This window comes from Exiguobacterium sp. PFWT01 (assembly GCF_018255795.1).
GTDB lineage: Bacteria > Bacillota > Bacilli > Exiguobacteriales > Exiguobacteriaceae > Exiguobacterium.
In genome coordinates, this window is record NZ_CP073755.1 from 1,437,045 (window position 1) to 1,453,007 (window position 15,963).

The following is a 15,963-nucleotide window of genomic DNA, read 5'->3' on the forward strand; positions in this document are numbered from 1 at the left end:
TACGGAATATTCAGTTATTTTTAGACAAAAGAAAAATGCCCGTTCATTGAACGAGCATCCACACTTCTCTACCCTCATCCTCTTCGTCATACAACCATTCTTCAAATCCATACACGCGGATGTCCTGGTCACTCCGAATGCCCCATTGGTTTATAAACGTTCTTACATATGGGATTGGAATCCATTTTTGGTGGGATGAATCACGCCGCATAAACGATTGTAACACCTCTTCATCTTCAAACACGAGAAGTTCAGAGTTCCAGAGTGTAGGTAAATCTAGCAGCACGACGACTCGCATTCGTTCATCCACACGCAACTCTACTAGTCGTTTCGCTTCATCGAGCAGAATATGGATGAGTGACTGTTTGATTTTGGCATTGTGTTGAGTATCCATTAAAAAAGTTTGTCCGACCGGAATCTTGGCATACCAATACCCATTATGAAACTCCGTTGGAAGATCCTCATGATTTTCTTGTATATTTCGCTGAAGACGACTTAATTTTCGTTTTAGACCACGCACTTTCCGATGTCTCATTTCAGGATTGACTCGACTTGCTTCATATGGTGTCGGTCATGCTCGATGAACTCCCCGATGATTACATGTAACGAGTAGGGGACACCTTGATGCGGATCATGCGAGACACCATTCGCTGTCGTTTTATAAGTCAGCGCCTCCTCACTTAAGGACTCGAGCATGGTGATGAGTGCTCGTCGACTTTGTAGTGATTCCTTCAACACGACCTCACCCGATAACTTCTCCGCTCTTTTCGTCGCCCGTGCGTTGAAAGAGTCAAAGTCAGGGAAAATCATCCCTTCCCCGTTCTTCACCGATGGGATGATGACATTTAACAGATGATTGTCCCAATGGGCGATATGTAAGACGATTTGCTTTATGGACCACTTCTCCGAGTCGATCTGTTTATTCCAATCAGAGTCACTCAGCTTTTCTAACGACTCGAGCCATTCTTTGTACGATGCGAATTCTTGAATGACTTGCATCCAATCCCCTCCCCGTTCCATTCAAATTACTGCGATTATAGCACGAACGAGTCTTTTCAAATCAAAAAACGGCACCGTTCTTCATGAACGATGCCGTGCGTATCTCTATCAAAATTAAACGAGAGTACTCCCACTTCTAAACGAAGTGTAAGTGGGAGGTGAACCGCTCACTCTCCTTTCGGGTATACTACCTTCAAGGAGGTGAACATCATGCTGAAACACAAGGCTTACAAATTCAGAATCTACCCGACAAAAGAGCAGGAGATCCTGATCGCGAAGACGATCGGTTGTTCGCGTTTCGTCTTCAACCACTTCTTGGCGAAATGGGATGAAACCTATCAAGCGACTGGTAAAGGACTCTCCTACGGATCTTGTTCGAAAGAGATCCCTTTGCTGAAGCAGGAGTTCGACTGGTTAAAAGAGGTCGACAGCCATTCTCTTCAGACTAGCGTCAAGCATCTGGTCGACGCCTATGAACGCTTCTTCAAGAAACAGAACGAGCGCCCTCGCTTCAAGTCGAAGCGGAACCCTGTTCAATCATACAAGACGAATATCGAGAAGAATAATCAGATCCCCGAAATCTCGATCATCGGAAACAAACTCAAGCTCCCGAAGCTGAAGTGGGTTCGTTTCGCCAACTCGAAGCAGGTCAAGGGGCGTATCTTGAACGCCACGATCCGACGTACAGCTTCAGGCAAATACTTCGTGTCCCTGCTCGCAGAGCAGGAGATCGACGAACTGCCGAAGACCGGCTCATCCGTCGGCGTCGACGTCGGGCTGAAGAATTTCGCTATCCTGTCAAACGGAACCGTATACCAAAACGACCGTTATTTCCGTACGCTCGAGAAGAAGCTGGCGCGCGAGCAGCGGAAGTTATCCCGTCGTCAGTTCATCGCCTTGAACAGGAAGGTGAAACTGTCCGAGGCGAAAAACTACCAGAAGCAGAAGCGGAAGGTCGCCCGTATCCACGAGAAGATTGCCAACAAGCGGACAGACTTGCTGCACAAGGTATCGACCGAGATCGTCAAAAACCACGACGTCATCGGTATCGAGACCTTGCAGGTGAAGAACATGCAGAAGAACCGCAAATTGAGCAAGTCCATCTCCGAGGTGAGTTGGTCGGAGTTCTTCCGCATGCTTGAATACAAGGCCGACTGGTACGGGAAGATCGTCGTGAAGGTCGGGAAGACCTTCGCCTCGAGCCAGCTCTGTTCGGGTTGCGGCCATCGACACAAAGACGTGAAGCATCTAAGCCTGCGTGAATGGACATGCCCGAATTGCGGGGTCCATCACGACCGCGATGTGAACGCAGGACTGAATCTCAAACAAGAAGCAGAACGTATCTTGGCTGCTTCAACCGTCGGGACGACGGGGTTAGCCTGATCAGGTTTCGACCGATAGGTCGGATAACTCAGGAATCCTCCACCTCTAAGCGAAGCGTAGGTGGAGGTAGTTCAAAACCAGACTGGTAATGAGAAGAAAACTAAGAACAATACGGTCAAGACACCGACGATCGGGCTGAGTGACCGGTAGCCCTTCTTGAACAAGACAATCATCGTGTACGCGATGAACCCGAGTCCGATCCCATCGACGATGGAATACGTGAACGGGATCATGATGATGACAAGGATTGCCGGGAAGGCATGCTCCCAGTTATCGAGTGGCAGATGCTTCACGTTCTGGAACATCATCATTCCGATGATGATAAGAACCGGAGCGATCGCCGTCACCGGGATGATTGCAAAGAGCGGTAGCAATAAGAGTGATACCACATACAATCCAGACGTGACGAACGAAGCGATTCCGCCTCGCGCCCCGACTGATATCCCGGCAGCCACCTCGACCGTCGAGACGGTCGGGCTTGACCCGAACATGGCCCCGGCCATCGTCGAGAGACCTTGTGCGACGAGACCTTTCGGCGCCTCTTCTTCTTTGCCGATTGCCCGTGTCTGATTCTGAATCAAGCTGATGTTTTCAATCAACAAGACGAGCGTCAGCACACCGACCGCGACGAAGAAGAGTGGAGATGTCGACTCGGCGAACGAGATGTTCCCAAATACTGTGCCGAACGATTCGAAGAACGGTGTCAACGCGAAGCTTCCCGTCCAATCGAGTGTTCCCATCACGGCACTGAGTCCGACACCGAAACCGATCGTCCAAAGGAAGCTGCTCGGCCCCATCTTCAAGAACAGTAAGATGGCGACGAAGAGTGACAGGAATGCGACTTGGACGTCACGCTCCCCGAGATCACCGATGTGAAGCAATGCCCCACCCCCGCCTGAGACGATCCCTGCCGCCTCGAGCCCGATCAAGATGAGGAAAAGGCCGAGACCGACCGTCAATCCGTCGTGAATGATCGGTGGGAACGCGTTCGCCAATTTCCTCGCGACTTTGGTGACCGTCAATAGTACGACGAGTATACCTGAGACGAATGAGACGGCGAGCGCACTTTGCCAGCTCAATCCCATTTGTAGGACGAGCGTGTACGTGAAGAGCGCATTAATCCCCATTCCCGGTAACAAGAGAAGCGGCAGATTGAAGAATCCCGCAATCAATGTCCCGATGATGCTTGTCAAAATCGCTCCGACGAGCGCCCCCTCGAACGGGAGTCCGGCTTGTGTCAAGATTGCCGCATGCACGGCCGGGATGTATGCTGTCGCCAGAAAGTTCAGCACGCCCCCGTATGTTTCTGTTTTCCATTCTGTTTGTTTTGCCATAGGAATCAATCCTTTATTGGCACCCTCACCCACCCGTGTATACACACGAGATTGATTATATCCTGTCAGACATCTAACAAGCAAGAGCGATTCGACTCAATTCCTTCTTTGGACCCATTAATGAGACCGATTCCATCAAAAGATTCATTTTATAATACAAGAACGTTTGTTCTTGTTTTTGGCGCATTTTTGCGAACAAATCTGTTATAATGAAGGGGCAGGTTAACGCAGCAATAGTGGGGTCAGCCGCCAAGTCCACAATGGAGGAAGGCGGTGGTGCGGATGGAACAACTTTGGACCTGGGTTGGGGATTATGTGATGATCCCAATCCTCGCTCCGATCATCGTTCACTTGGTGATTCACCGAACATCCGATCGTGCAACGTCTGAACGCACAAAAAAATGACCCCCTCGGCGCAATGAGATGGGTCACTTTCTGATTCACTAACCATTGTGGCGGCTGGGACCACTCTTAAAGTGGTAGCCTGTAAGCCAGAGGTCGGTGTGTCCAGCACCGGTCTCTTTCTACTTGCATCATACCATACTTTATCCGCGTTTTCAGTAAGAGAAACATCATTTGATATGAAAATCACAAATAATTCAAACGCTCAGGAAACTTTATCCTGAGCGTTCTTCATTCATTTCGTTATAACGAGAGAACCAGACGAGCATCGCGTCCGCATCTTCTTTCGGGATATCATCGATGGTCTCGACTGATAAGAATCCTCCACGTGTCGAGAACTGAACCGTACAAAGTCCGAATCGACGTTGCAAGAGCGATTGCTTCACTTGAATCTGTTCGATCCGTGGTTTGTCCGTCAAGAATGAGCGGACGTTGAATGCACCCGTTCGCAATTGAATGAATTGATCCATGCGGACATATTTTGTGGTAATAAAACTGAGGACGCGTCCCCCGATGATGATGGCCCATAAGAGCAGGAGCCACCAGGCATAGTCTCGGAAGAAATATAGCACGAGTCCTGAGATGATGAAGCCGAACCAGCTGATTCGGAGTAGTTTGATTCCTAAGGCACGTCTAGGGAGTCGATGTAGTTCGTCCGACCATGTGAAGTGCGTGAAGTGTTCACGGAGTACTTGCATCGCCCGGTCACGACGGACGAACGGGAGAATCGTCGACGATTCATCTTTCAATTCATCCATCGTCCCTGCTGCGACGAGTTCGACCCCGACGATGTGGAACCAGCGACGAATGAACGTCTCTTTGATGCGAATCGCTTGGATCTTCTCATATGGGATCTCTTTGGCACTTCGGTTCAACAATCCCTTCTCGACGCGAATGCGTTCCCCTCTCCGCTCAAGTCGGAAGTTCCCATACTTCAAGAAGTTGATGACCATGCCAATCACGATCGATAGCATCAACACTCCGATGACGAGAAGACCGATGGCGATGATGGACGCATGGACGACATAATCTTCGACTTGATTAAACGCCCCATCCAAGTTGATGAAGTCGTCGATTGACGAGATAACCGTCGAGGCGACCGGGAAGATGGCGAAGACAGAGAGCGACGTGATGGATGCCAATACGATTTCGCGCGTAGATAAGGCGTACAACAGGCGACTTGGTACCGGTGCTGCCTGTACAGGTGTCTCATCCGACTCTTCTGAGTCATCTACCGCTGCTCCGCTTTGTTTCCGATGACGGACCTGTTCGAGAATCTCTTCCAGTCGTTTGGCTTCGGTTGGGAAGACACCCGCCAATTTGAAAGAAGCATCGTCGCTGTTGGCATTCGTATCGAACGTCAATTCGACGACACCAAGCAACCGATAGAGGAATGGACTGTTCGAATGAACACTTTGAATCTTATAGAGTGGAAGCGATTTTTCTTTTTTCAACCAGTTCCCTTCGATGACATAGACAGTCTTTTCATCGAGGGCATAACGGAAATTTAACCATCCGAAGAACTTCTGAACAATATCGAGTAATAGGAAGAGTAAAATCCCGACTCGGATGATGATACCAAATGTCGAGTCCCAGTCGTTATTGAGCACAAAGAGTAAGACGATTGGAATGGCGAACGACTTGATGACTTCGAGAATACGCAGCACCAAAACGCGACTCGGGAGTCGATGCCATGTTAACGCGGTCTCGGTCATACGACATCCTCCTCTTCAATGCGTGCATAGATGGCAATTTGTTCACGAAGTGTCTTGGCGAACGACTCTTCAATCGCATAGATTTCGTGAGAACCGGCCGCTGTCCCGATGGTGATGGTCTGTAACCCGTATTTACGGAGAAGCGGTCCTTGTTCCGCATGAACATATTGGACCTTTGTCATCGGGATGAGCACATCGTGTGTCGTGATGATCCCATGGTGAATCCGAATCTCGAGTGGCTGAACGTCATACGTGAATCGTTCTTGTTTCCACTTTTGGAACCAGATGAGATCAATCAAACTATAGACGACATCGATGACGAGTAGCACGATCAAACCAATCTGTATCCAAGTCGGCCAGTCGAACCAGTAAGCGGCCGCCACGAGAGCTCCTGTGACAAGAAGTCCGATGAGATAAAAAATCGCACTTGATAACCGGAAGACGGCACGTGCCTCGATTGGAAGTGTGCCGCTGATACGTTGTGGTGTGACACCTTCTTCAGGTGTCGGTGTTGTTTCTGACATGGTGAATCCCCCTATCGTTCTTATGTATCTGTCTTTATTGTATACGCATTTCTTCTCGAAAAGTTTCAGGATTCGGTCTGGAATGTACTTAAGCGTGCATATAACTCATCAAATATGGGCTGATCCTCTAATTCGAAAGCTTGTTTTAATCGATAAATGGCTGCTAACCCTGCCACTTTCAAATCATCCGTCAGCTTTCCCGTCATTTTGATGGAAGCAAACGCACCAGCCACGAGGACTTGATCACATGTATAGGCATATTCATACATTGACCAATCTTCTGGACCGTTCACATCTCGATCAATCCAACTTTCAATTAAGGCGTAAGCGTATGATAAATAACAAAGGTCTCTATCTTTTCGAATCACTTCTTCGTACATAACCAATGCATCGGCTCCAGCGTCATTTCCGAATGGAGCATATTCTTCCGTACAATCCACAAAGAATTCATCATTGAAACATTCCTGATACTTCGGATGAGAGGTCAGAAAACTCGGTCCAACTTCCGGGTTATCCACATACATATGTTTGTTCCAATCAAAAGGGCATTCAACATATCCTTTTCTCAATTTTTGACGAATGAGTTTTTCCGCTTCTTTCATACATTCCGAATCGGATTCAAAAGATTTTACTTGTACCTTTCCGATTGTCCCAATTTTTCCGTAGTTTACAGCAAATTCATCACCTATAACGATGATGTTCCAATACTTTGTGATGTGTTGAAAAGACTTCTTCATCCTCAATGCCCTCTCTTCTATACGAAAAATAACTCTCTTAAAAAACGAGCCGAATATCGGCCCGTTACTTAGTCTTCAAAAAACCATTTCTTACGTGGTTCCACTTTTAGGTTGTCCCCATGTTTCTTCATTTCAGTGACAAGGTAGCGTTCGAGTTCATTCATTGCCTTGACCCAGTCAGTCATCGTCGCCACGAGCGGCACGACGATGAGAATGAGTTCTTCCTCTTCTTCTCTCATCTTCTCAATCATTAACTTCGCAAAGTCAAAGTTCTCATGGATGAGATCCTCTTCTCGATCGATGAGGTGCTCGTTCTCGAGCTCGTAGGCTGAAAACAGACGCTCATGTCGACGCAACAAGTGACGAATGTGGCGATACAGCTCTTCGCTCAATTGTGGAGGAAGTTGTTCAATCGTATGAAAATCATGATCGAGCTTCTCGATGACATGGAGCGCGGCACGGTTCGTCTCAATCATTTTAGACTTCAGGACAGCTCGACGAAAGATCGGTGTCTTCTTCTCAAGCCATCGATTCGCTTTAATTTCTTCTTCAAAATAGGCGTACGTTTGTTTTGAGTCGCTATGCAGCTTCTTTGTCTCTGGTAACGAGTCGAATGAGGAGCGGCCGCCTTCCGTCTCCGCAAACAAGCGTGCGATCCGAACAACCATTTGAAATGTGTCGGTGATTTGTGCTTCGAGTTTCCGCTCGTAGCGAGGTGGGAACAACAGTGCATTCACAATCAATGCGACCGTAATCCCCATCATAATGAGTAGGTAACGTTCGCCCGCAAACACCCACACCGGCATATCCGACTGGCTCGCCCCTTCCATGATGAGAATCGTCGTCAAGATGACGGTCCGTGTCGTCGACTCTAAATTTAAAAAGAGAAGGATGGAGATGGCGATGATGATGACGAATCCGATCGCGATTGGTGTCGGATTCGGAGTGAGTAGCAGAAATCCGACGGAGAGTAATGCTCCAATCAGGTTCCCTTTCATCTCTTCAATTAATCGTAGTCCGGTCTGATAGACAGACGGAAGCAGTGCGAGCGATGCGGCCAGTGCCGGGACGACGATTTGTTGGAATTGAAATGCCTCGGCAATCAGCAAGACGATTGCGACCGATAGTCCGGTCTTAATAGTTCTAGCCCCAAATTTCATGTAGTGGTGCCTTCCTCTCTTACACCTGTCATATGTATTTTTTGCCTTCTTCTTCAATTCTAAAACGTACCATATTCTTTTCAAGTGGAAATGAACCATTTCAGGCAGTTTTGTGAACGCTTCCGTGTTATGATGGCGTTGGATATTTCTTTCATCTTGATGGGGAGGGGTTTACTTGTCAACAATTGCTTTATTTGGCGGAAGTGGCCGTACAGGGGAACGGATACTTGAGCGTTTATTGAATCAAGGACATGACGTCAAACTTTTAACAAGACATTCGATGGATTCTAAGGAGGGTGTCAACCAAATCATCGGAGACGCGACGGACCAAGCAGTAGTACGAGAAACGGTTCGATCTGCAGACGTCGTCATCTCGGCGTTAGGGACGGACAAACAAAACGTATTGTCTACATTCACACCACTCGTGATCGAAGCGATGAGACAATTTAACGTAACACGCATCATCACGGTCGGGACCGCCGGCATCTTACAGGCGTATGATAGCGACAACTATCGCTTTGAAACGAAAGAATCGAAGCGTACGATGACAACCGCAGCCGAAGATCATGCCCGCGCTTATGAGTTATTACGGGATTCAGGTTTAGCCTTCACGATCATCTGTCCGACTCAACTGATCGATGAGCAATCGGACGGAGACATCATCATCTCAAAAGAGGTATTAGGCACGAAACATTCAGGTCCGATCTCGAGGAACGATGTCGCCGATTTAGCGATGGATTGTTTAACGAATGATGCATATGTCGGACACCGTGTCGGCATCACGACGGAATCATAATTAGGGGATGGGAAACATGCACGAACAACGAGAACAATTGGCACGACTCGCTTTAACGTTTGAACAAGAGGAGATGACGGACGCTGCACGACTCGCTCGGACAGCCCTACAAAAAGTAACGAATGAAGAAGTCTGGATTGCCGTCTGTGGTCACTTCTCAGCCGGGAAGTCGACATTGCTCAACGACTGGCTAGAGGACGGATTCCTTCCGACAAGTCCGATTCCGACGAGTGCGAATATCGTCACATTACGAGGTGGAGAATCTGCGGCAGCTGTCGCGATCAATGATACGGACTGGATTTCATTAGACCCTTCTTCCCTATCAAATATTAGTGACTATTGCAAAGTCGAGGAAATCAAGGAAGTCGAGTATACGATTGACCGATTCCCATTTGATGAACACGTCGTGTTGATGGACACGCCAGGGATTGACTCAACGGATGAACGACATCGCCAAGCGACGGAGCGCTCGCTCTTCTTGGCCGATCACTTGTTCTTCATGATGGACTACAACCATGTCCAATCGGAACAAAACATCGGACTGATGAAACAATTTAGCCGGGAAGGACGTCCCTATTCCATCATCATTAACCAAATCGACAAACATGATGAGGATGAGCTTTCCTTTGTGGACTTCAAGGCGTCATTGACGAAAGCATTCCGTCATCATGACATCGTCCCAAATGACACGTTCTACATCTCACTTCGTGATTTGAAGCATCCACATAACGAAGTCGAGCGCTTGCGGTCGTATGTGCGGCAAGTCATCACGGACTCGAGACAGCAGCAAGTCAAGCATGCGGATGCATTGATTCATACGCTAGTCCGCCGCAACGAATCATCGATTCAATCGATGTTGGATCAATTGCCAACTTATGAAAAGAGTCCGAAGGAAATGCAGTCACGTCTACATCGCCTTGAGAAGAAACGGGCATGGTGGACATCATTCCGTCGCGAATTCTTCAAACATCAGGCACCAATCGTCGAAAGTGCACCGATCATGACCTATGAGTTCCGTGAACTATTACGCTCTTATCTCGAGAGTTGTTCTCCTTCTTTCAAGGTCGGACTATTGTTCTCGAAAGAAAAGACGAAGCAAGAACGTGCTCGTCGTGAGGAAGTGGCGGTCAAAGAATTCAACCGTCTGATTGATATGAACTTACGTCCACATCTCGTGAAGTACGCGGAAGACATCATCCGAGATTTGAAACTTCCAGAGACTCTCCTACCGAAAGGCGATGTCCTCCCGATTGCACCGAGCTCACTCATCACCGAACAAGTGAAATCCGGTGCATCCCTAAGTGGTGATACGGTGTTGCAGTTCAGTCGTGACATCGAGACGGCCCTCGCGACATGGGTAACGAAAGTATCTGAACCTTGGGTCCACTCGACGGATACGTACATGAAAGCGGAAGTCGATTTGCGCTTGGAACAATTTACGACTGAAGAGGAAGCGTTGTATGAAGCGCTCGATACGGAAGCGTTACGGATTCGTCTTTCTAACCGTCTGAATGCTATCGGTCAATATGAAGCGTTGCAACTTGATTCAAATCAGTTAGATCAGTTGGCCGTTCGAAACTATGTCGATGCAACGTATCTCCCTGAAAAACAGTCGAATGTTGTTGAATCAGAGATTGCATCGACGTCGATTTTAGATGATGATCATGATTTATTTGACTTTAATTTTTCTTATGAAAATGCGGTATGTGAAATATTAGAGAATCACCCATTGTTCCGTTCCCGTGTCTCGACATTACGCAAGAAAATCGAGCGTGCGAAGCATGAACAGTACACGTTCGCCATCTTCGGAGCATTTTCTGCTGGAAAGTCTTCGACTCTCAATGCGCTTTTCGGTGAGACGGTGTTACCGACGTCCCCTAACCCGTTGACGGCATCCATCACAAAGATCGTCCCGCCGAACGGACGGACGAATCGAACGGCATCGATCACCTTCAAATCACACGATGAACTCGAAGAGGAGTTACAAGGTTACGGGACTTCCCTCGCCTCGCTCGATGTCGACCACCCGTTCGTCAATGCCCTAAAATCGGCACCGCTCGAGTACCTCGGACGAACGGAAGTCGTCGACTATGACACGTTCTGCGCGTTCGTCGCACAAGAAGAGAAGAGCTGCATCGTGAAAGAGATCGAACTTTATCTCGACTCACCGTGGGCAGATCGTGGCATCGTCTTCGTCGATACGCCGGGGGCCGATTCACAGTTCAACCGACATAGCGAGGTCCAGTTCGGTTATATGCGTGATGCGGACGCCGTCTTGTTCGTCACGTATTATAATCATGCGTTCACCGAAGCGGACCGGGAGCTCGTCATTCAGCTCGGACGGGTCCAGGGGACAGGAGATCACGAGATGTTCTTCCTCGTGAACGCCTCTGATCTTGCGACAGATGACGAGGAGCGGAATGCGGTCACAAGCTATGTCTCACAACAGTTGACCGCGCTCGGTGTCCGCAGACCAAGCGTTCTCCCCATTTCAAGCCGAAACGCCATGAATGGGGATGACGAAGGATTCAATCGATTCGTCTCGACACTTGAACGCTATGTCGACAAAGACCTTCGTCTCGCCAACGCGATGCGTATACAGGAAGAAACGACGGCGCTACTCGCTACATTTGATCGTGTTTTGAACGAAGCGAAAGAAGACGCGTCGGCGAAAGAGCATCGTCGCCAGCAGTTGATCGCTTTACTCGAGAACCCACCGGCACTCGATGTGTCAGCACTCATCGATTTGTTTGACCGGGAAGCGAAAGAACTCCTCGCCCACCTCGAGACGCGATCACTTCTCCGACTCTCGGACTTCGTCAAGGAAACGTTCCATCCGGTCGAGGTCGATGGATCGAGAAAGAGCCTGGAGCGCGCACTCGGACGGACACTCGATAAGTATGCCTATGACATCCAGCAAGAGCTCCAAGTGTTCCAATATCGGTTGGAGCGATACGTTAAACGCGAGTTCGTCGCCTTGGTCGAACGGTTGACCGAGCGTCAAGCGTCTCTCCTTCCGACGCTTGAATTTGACCATGACCTGGACGTGGCATGGTTACGAGAGGCTGTCGAACCGATTCATCTCGAGACATCACTTTATCAGTCGGTATTGAAGCGCTATAAGAATGCGAGTCAATTTTTCGAGGGAGACGGACGGACGCAACTGAAAGATGAGTTGACCTCACTGCTTCGCGATATGATTCGGTCGCGTCTTGAAACGATTCATACGAAACAAGTAGAGCGGGCCAACGAAGAAATCAAGAAATCAGAAATCGAGATTGAACAAGAATGGTCGACTCAATTGAAAGAACTTGCCGATGCAGAGCTCAGCATGTTGACGGACAACCATTCCTTTGATGAGATGTATGAACGACTCGAATCGCTCAGAAAGGAAACGGTATGAACACATTACTGCTCATCGGACTCATTCCCGCTGTTGTTATGACGATTGTTCTGGGGCTGTTTCTGAGATATCTCTATTTGAATAGAGAATAACCATAAAACTCCTCCGAACTTACTCGGAGGAGTTTTATGGTTATTGAGCGACGTATCCGCCATCGATGACAGCAGCTTGTCCTGTGATTCCTTTTGCTTGGTCACTTGCGAGGAAGATTGCATAGTCCGCGACTTCCTTCACTTGTAACAGACGATGCTGCGGCACGAGCGGGTAGATGACTTCCTCAAGTACTCGCTCTTTTGCAACGTTACGGGTTCTTGCCAAATCATCAAGTTGTTGTTGAACAAGCGGTGTATCCACATAGCCAGGACAAATCGCATTAACCGTTATACCTGAAGTCGCCCCCTCGAGCGCAGCGACTTTTGTGAGTCCGATTACGCCATGCTTGGCACTGTTATAAGCTGCTTTACCAGCAAAGCCAATCAAGCCGTTGATGGACGCCATATTGATAATTCGTCCGAATCGCTGCTCTTTCATAATCGGAAAAACATGTTTTGTGTATAAGAACGGTGCACGAAGCATGATACTTTGAAGTAAATCAAACTTCTCTGTCGGAAATTCTTCAAGTGGAGAAACATGCTGCATGCCTGCATTGTTGATCACAATGTCGATACGCCCATATGCCTCCATCGTCTGATCGATACTACGTTTGATTGCTGCTTCTTTCGTCACATCCGCCTCAATCGCAATCGCATCGTATCCCTTTTCCTTTAACTGACTCGCAGCAATATGAGCTTTTTCAAGCTGAATGTCGACAATGGCGATTTTTGCTCCAGCTTCCGCAAACTCTTCGGCAATCTCTAACCCGATTCCACTAGCGGCCCCTGTCACTAGTGCAATTTTATCTTGTAATTGTTTCACGTTTTCTTCCTCCCTATTGCAATGCATTGACCTTTATAAAGTTCATTGTATACTTAGTTAAATGATAGTAAAAATGAATATTTATTATACAAACCATGCCACGATAGAATAGGATGAGTAGAATGGAATTTCGAGAGATGCAGTACTTCATAGCGGTTGCAAGGGCCAAAAGTTTCACGCGAGCAGCCGAAGCACTACACGTCACACAACCTACATTGAGCAAAACGATTCGACATTTAGAACAAGAACTCGGGGTCGAACTGTTCGATCGGCAAAGACGACAAATCGAATTAACAGATGTCGGTGAAGCGTTGATGCTTGAGAGTGAACTATTACTACGTCAGCTCGAAGACTTACCGAATCACGTTTTCGATATCACAAAATCCAAACGGGGGCTCATTCGACTTGGACTTCCCCCGCTAATCGGATCATTATTTTTCACGAAATTCTTGACTATATTTCATTCAAACTATCCGAATATCCGTGTCGAGATTACAGAAGCCGGTGGACATACGCTTGAACGTGCACTCGAAAAAGGAGAATTAGATGTGATTGCAACTGTTTTACCGACAAGTTCCACGTTTGAAGAAATTCCTTTTGTCACTGAGGAACTGTATGCTTACTTGCCCGATCATCACCCTTTAGCATCACATAACCAACTCCTCCTTGAAGAGCTCGCATCTGAGTCTTTCGTCTTGTTTACAGATGAGTTTTCGCTCCATCACGTCGTTCGAACTGCCTGTGAACAAGCGGGATTCACGCCTCGTCTGATCGGGGAGAGTGGCCAATGGGATTTTTTATGCATGTCTGTCGCACAAGGTAACGCGGTAACCATATTACCTCGCACTATCATGCAAGAAATGAATATATACGGGGTAAAGGCGATTCCACTCAAACAAAGTATCCCGTGGCAACTTGGATTAGCGACAGCAAAGGACAGATATTTACCGTATGCCACGAAAGAATTTATCCGTTACCTGACCGAGGAATATTCATTTGATGCATAACTGATATAAAAAAGATGAATTGGAAGCATGACAAAAGAATTGCTACGATGGGTTCAGCTTCAACAGAGAGGATGAATCGAAAATGGAAACAAGACATGAACGAGGCGTCAACAAGTTGAAAGAGTTCACGAGTCAAGATGCCGGGTCCACACACGACGGAATTGCGAATGCATTGGAACAACTTGCACCTGCGATCGGAGAATGGATTACAGATTTTGCTTATGGAGATGTATATAGCCGTGAAGGGCTCCCGAACCGTGACCGGGCACTCGTGACAATCTCAACGCTTGTCACACAAGGCACAGAACCACAATTAGCGCTTCATATCAATACTGGATTGACAGCTGGATTAAGCGGTGAGGAGATTGTAGAGGCGATTATGCATCTTGTTCCGTATACAGGATTCCCGCGTGTACTCAACGCTCTTGACGTTGCGAAAACAGTATTTGAAGAACGAGGATTGACTGTCACAACTACTGTATAATCTTTATTCACAATTGCTTCAACATGATAAAAGCCCATCCGCTCGGATGGGCTTTTATCATGTGTCCGCCGGGTAATGAACACCAAGTTGTTTTCGCACCGTTGTCATCACATGAGCAAGACGAATCATATCAGTTCCTGAATGCGTATCCGTCTCTGAATTCCTAGCTTCGATTGCTCGGACGAACGCTTCGACCTCATAGGACATCGGAGCATTCTGCGCTTCTGATATGATTTTTGATGTGCCATCCCGTAACTCCAGACGGACTTCATCGCACGTCGCGATATCGTCGATGATGATGCGTCCTTTTTCCCCGATGATCTCAGAAGGAGTCGATGTCGCATGGATCTTTGAATGCATGATAATCACATCCAAATCGTCATAAGAGAGAATGACCGTTCCGCTCCCGTCCACTCCCGATTCCAGCTTCACGCCGCTCGCCTGGATCTCATTCGGCTGACCGAACAGTTTCAAAGCAGGCCCGAGGAGATAGACACCGAGGTCCATCAACGAGCCGTTCGAGAAAGCAGGATTGAACGTATTCGGGTTCTCCCCTTGTTTATAGAGGTCGTATCGTGAAGAATACTGTGATTTATTGAAGACGGCTCGACGCACCGGAGCAATTCGCTCCATCGCCTGTTGAATCCGTTCAAAATTCGGCATGAACAAATTTCGTAACGCCTCAAGTAAGACGACCTGGTTCTCCTTAGCCACTTCAACCAAACGAGTCACTTCCTGGACGTTCGAGGCGAGTGGTTTTTCACAGAGGACGTGTTTGCCATGCTGCATGAACAAGATACTCTGTTCGGCGTGAAGTGAGTTCGGGCTCGCAATATAGATGGCATCGATGACATCACTCTGCGCCATCTCTTCAAGTGACGTGAAAGTATGTAAAATGGAGTGATTTTCTGCGTATTCTTTAACACGTGATTTTGTACGCGAGTAAAGTGCCGTCACTTCTATGTCATCCAACTGATTGATTGTGTCAATAAACCAGTCTGTGATGAAGTTTGTACCAATAATGCCGAAACGGATCATGTGAATTCCTCATTTCTATGTATATTTCTATCAAATTTATTAACTAGAGTGAACTCGAAGATTCAT

The 15,963-nt window shown here is 47.7% G+C and carries 15 protein-coding genes; 6 read left to right on the forward strand and 9 right to left on the reverse strand.

Annotation, left to right across the window (positions count from 1 at the left end):
• Positions 1-43: 43 nt before the first annotated feature.
• Both KD909_RS07460 and KD909_RS07465 read right to left on the reverse strand, forming a co-directional pair.
• Entirely contained in the window at positions 44-535 is a 492-nt protein-coding gene (locus KD909_RS07460) for a DUF3916 domain-containing protein (protein WP_211782841.1), read from the reverse strand.
• Entirely contained in the window at positions 532-999 is a 468-nt protein-coding gene (locus tag KD909_RS07465; protein WP_211782842.1) for a DinB family protein, read from the reverse strand. The genes KD909_RS07460 and KD909_RS07465 overlap by 4 nt, the downstream gene beginning before the upstream one ends.
• A 210-nt stretch (positions 1,000-1,209) precedes the next feature.
• Here KD909_RS07465 and tnpB point away from each other — a divergent pair, with 210 nt between their 5' ends.
• Entirely contained in the window at positions 1,210-2,382 is a 1,173-nt protein-coding gene (tnpB, locus tag KD909_RS07470; protein WP_211782843.1) for an IS200/IS605 family element RNA-guided endonuclease TnpB, read from the forward strand.
• Between the two features lie 71 nt (positions 2,383-2,453).
• Here the strand turns inward: tnpB and KD909_RS07475 are convergent, their stop codons facing one another.
• Positions 2,454-3,716, reverse strand: a complete 1,263-nt coding sequence (locus KD909_RS07475) for an NCS2 family permease (RefSeq protein WP_211782844.1) — start codon at positions 3,714-3,716, stop codon at positions 2,454-2,456.
• 282 nt (positions 3,717-3,998) lie between these two features.
• Here KD909_RS07475 and KD909_RS15555 point away from each other — a divergent pair, with 282 nt between their 5' ends.
• Complete coding sequence (locus KD909_RS15555; RefSeq protein ID WP_255349577.1) at positions 3,999-4,121, forward strand: hypothetical protein; 123 nt, start codon at positions 3,999-4,001, stop codon at positions 4,119-4,121.
• Positions 4,122-4,333: 212 nt separating this feature from the next.
• Here KD909_RS15555 and KD909_RS07480 read toward each other — a convergent pair whose 3' ends face one another.
• The 4 genes from KD909_RS07480 to KD909_RS07495 form a co-directional block, all read right to left on the reverse strand.
• The gene (locus KD909_RS07480; RefSeq protein WP_211781201.1) at positions 4,334-5,833 is read right to left on the reverse strand and encodes a PH domain-containing protein; all 1,500 of its coding nucleotides are present in this window, start codon (positions 5,831-5,833) and stop codon (positions 4,334-4,336) included.
• Positions 5,830-6,357: a PH domain-containing protein gene (locus KD909_RS07485; protein WP_196430714.1), complete on the reverse strand. Its 528-nt coding sequence runs from the start codon at positions 6,355-6,357 to the stop codon at positions 5,830-5,832. The genes KD909_RS07480 and KD909_RS07485 overlap by 4 nt, the downstream gene beginning before the upstream one ends.
• Before the next feature lie 65 nt (positions 6,358-6,422).
• Positions 6,423-7,094, reverse strand: coding sequence for a WGR domain-containing protein (locus tag KD909_RS07490; protein ID WP_211781202.1), 672 nt, complete (start codon positions 7,092-7,094; stop codon positions 6,423-6,425).
• 68 nt (positions 7,095-7,162) lie between these two features.
• Positions 7,163-8,254, reverse strand: coding sequence for an FUSC family protein (locus KD909_RS07495; protein ID WP_012726287.1), 1,092 nt, complete (start codon positions 8,252-8,254; stop codon positions 7,163-7,165).
• Between the two features lie 175 nt (positions 8,255-8,429).
• Between KD909_RS07495 and KD909_RS07500 the strand changes: the two genes are divergently transcribed.
• Together KD909_RS07500 and KD909_RS07505 are read left to right on the forward strand one after the other, a co-directional pair.
• Positions 8,430-9,050, forward strand: a complete 621-nt coding sequence (locus KD909_RS07500) for an NAD(P)-dependent oxidoreductase (RefSeq protein WP_211781203.1) — start codon at positions 8,430-8,432, stop codon at positions 9,048-9,050.
• Positions 9,051-9,066: 16 nt separating this feature from the next.
• Positions 9,067-12,453 (forward strand): dynamin family protein, encoded by a 3,387-nt coding sequence (locus KD909_RS07505; protein WP_211781204.1) that lies wholly within the window; start codon positions 9,067-9,069, stop codon positions 12,451-12,453.
• Between the two features lie 132 nt (positions 12,454-12,585).
• On the opposite strand, the gene KD909_RS07510 is transcribed toward KD909_RS07505, so the two are convergent.
• Entirely contained in the window at positions 12,586-13,368 is a 783-nt protein-coding gene (locus KD909_RS07510) for a 3-hydroxybutyrate dehydrogenase (protein WP_249199007.1), read from the reverse strand.
• A gap of 122 nt (positions 13,369-13,490) precedes the next feature.
• Here KD909_RS07510 and KD909_RS07515 point away from each other — a divergent pair, with 122 nt between their 5' ends.
• Both KD909_RS07515 and KD909_RS07520 read left to right on the forward strand, forming a co-directional pair.
• Positions 13,491-14,375, forward strand: a complete 885-nt coding sequence (locus KD909_RS07515) for a LysR family transcriptional regulator (protein WP_211781206.1) — start codon at positions 13,491-13,493, stop codon at positions 14,373-14,375.
• An 82-nt stretch (positions 14,376-14,457) separates the two neighbouring features.
• Entirely contained in the window at positions 14,458-14,859 is a 402-nt protein-coding gene (locus KD909_RS07520) for a carboxymuconolactone decarboxylase family protein (RefSeq protein ID WP_211781207.1), read from the forward strand.
• A gap of 57 nt (positions 14,860-14,916) precedes the next feature.
• Here the strand turns inward: KD909_RS07520 and KD909_RS07525 are convergent, their stop codons facing one another.
• Complete coding sequence (locus tag KD909_RS07525) at positions 14,917-15,897, reverse strand: Gfo/Idh/MocA family protein (RefSeq protein ID WP_211781208.1); 981 nt, start codon at positions 15,895-15,897, stop codon at positions 14,917-14,919.
• Between the last annotated feature and the right edge of the window lie 66 nt (positions 15,898-15,963).

Bases quoted from the DNA above. Each gene is read 5' to 3' on its own strand.
- KD909_RS07465 (WP_211782842.1), bottom strand. From the start codon at position 999: ATGCAAGTCATTCAAGAATTCGCATCGTACAAAGAATGGCTCGAGTCG.
- KD909_RS07520 (WP_211781207.1), top strand. From the start codon at position 14,458: ATGGAAACAAGACATGAACGAGGCGTCAACAAGTTGAAAGAGTTCACG.
- KD909_RS07480 (WP_211781201.1), bottom strand. From the start codon at position 5,833: ATGACCGAGACCGCGTTAACATGGCATCGACTCCCGAGTCGCGTTTTG.
- KD909_RS07475 (WP_211782844.1), bottom strand. From the start codon at position 3,716: ATGGCAAAACAAACAGAATGGAAAACAGAAACATACGGGGGCGTGCTG.
- KD909_RS15555 (WP_255349577.1), top strand. From the start codon at position 3,999: ATGGAACAACTTTGGACCTGGGTTGGGGATTATGTGATGATCCCAATC.
- KD909_RS07460 (WP_211782841.1), bottom strand. From the start codon at position 535: ATGAGACATCGGAAAGTGCGTGGTCTAAAACGAAAATTAAGTCGTCTT.
- tnpB (WP_211782843.1), top strand. From the start codon at position 1,210: ATGCTGAAACACAAGGCTTACAAATTCAGAATCTACCCGACAAAAGAG.
- KD909_RS07505 (WP_211781204.1), top strand. From the start codon at position 9,067: ATGCACGAACAACGAGAACAATTGGCACGACTCGCTTTAACGTTTGAA.
- KD909_RS07490 (WP_211781202.1), bottom strand. From the start codon at position 7,094: ATGAAGAAGTCTTTTCAACACATCACAAAGTATTGGAACATCATCGTT.
- KD909_RS07525 (WP_211781208.1), bottom strand. From the start codon at position 15,897: ATGATCCGTTTCGGCATTATTGGTACAAACTTCATCACAGACTGGTTT.
- KD909_RS07495 (WP_012726287.1), bottom strand. From the start codon at position 8,254: ATGAAATTTGGGGCTAGAACTATTAAGACCGGACTATCGGTCGCAATC.
- KD909_RS07515 (WP_211781206.1), top strand. From the start codon at position 13,491: ATGGAATTTCGAGAGATGCAGTACTTCATAGCGGTTGCAAGGGCCAAA.
- KD909_RS07485 (WP_196430714.1), bottom strand. From the start codon at position 6,357: ATGTCAGAAACAACACCGACACCTGAAGAAGGTGTCACACCACAACGT.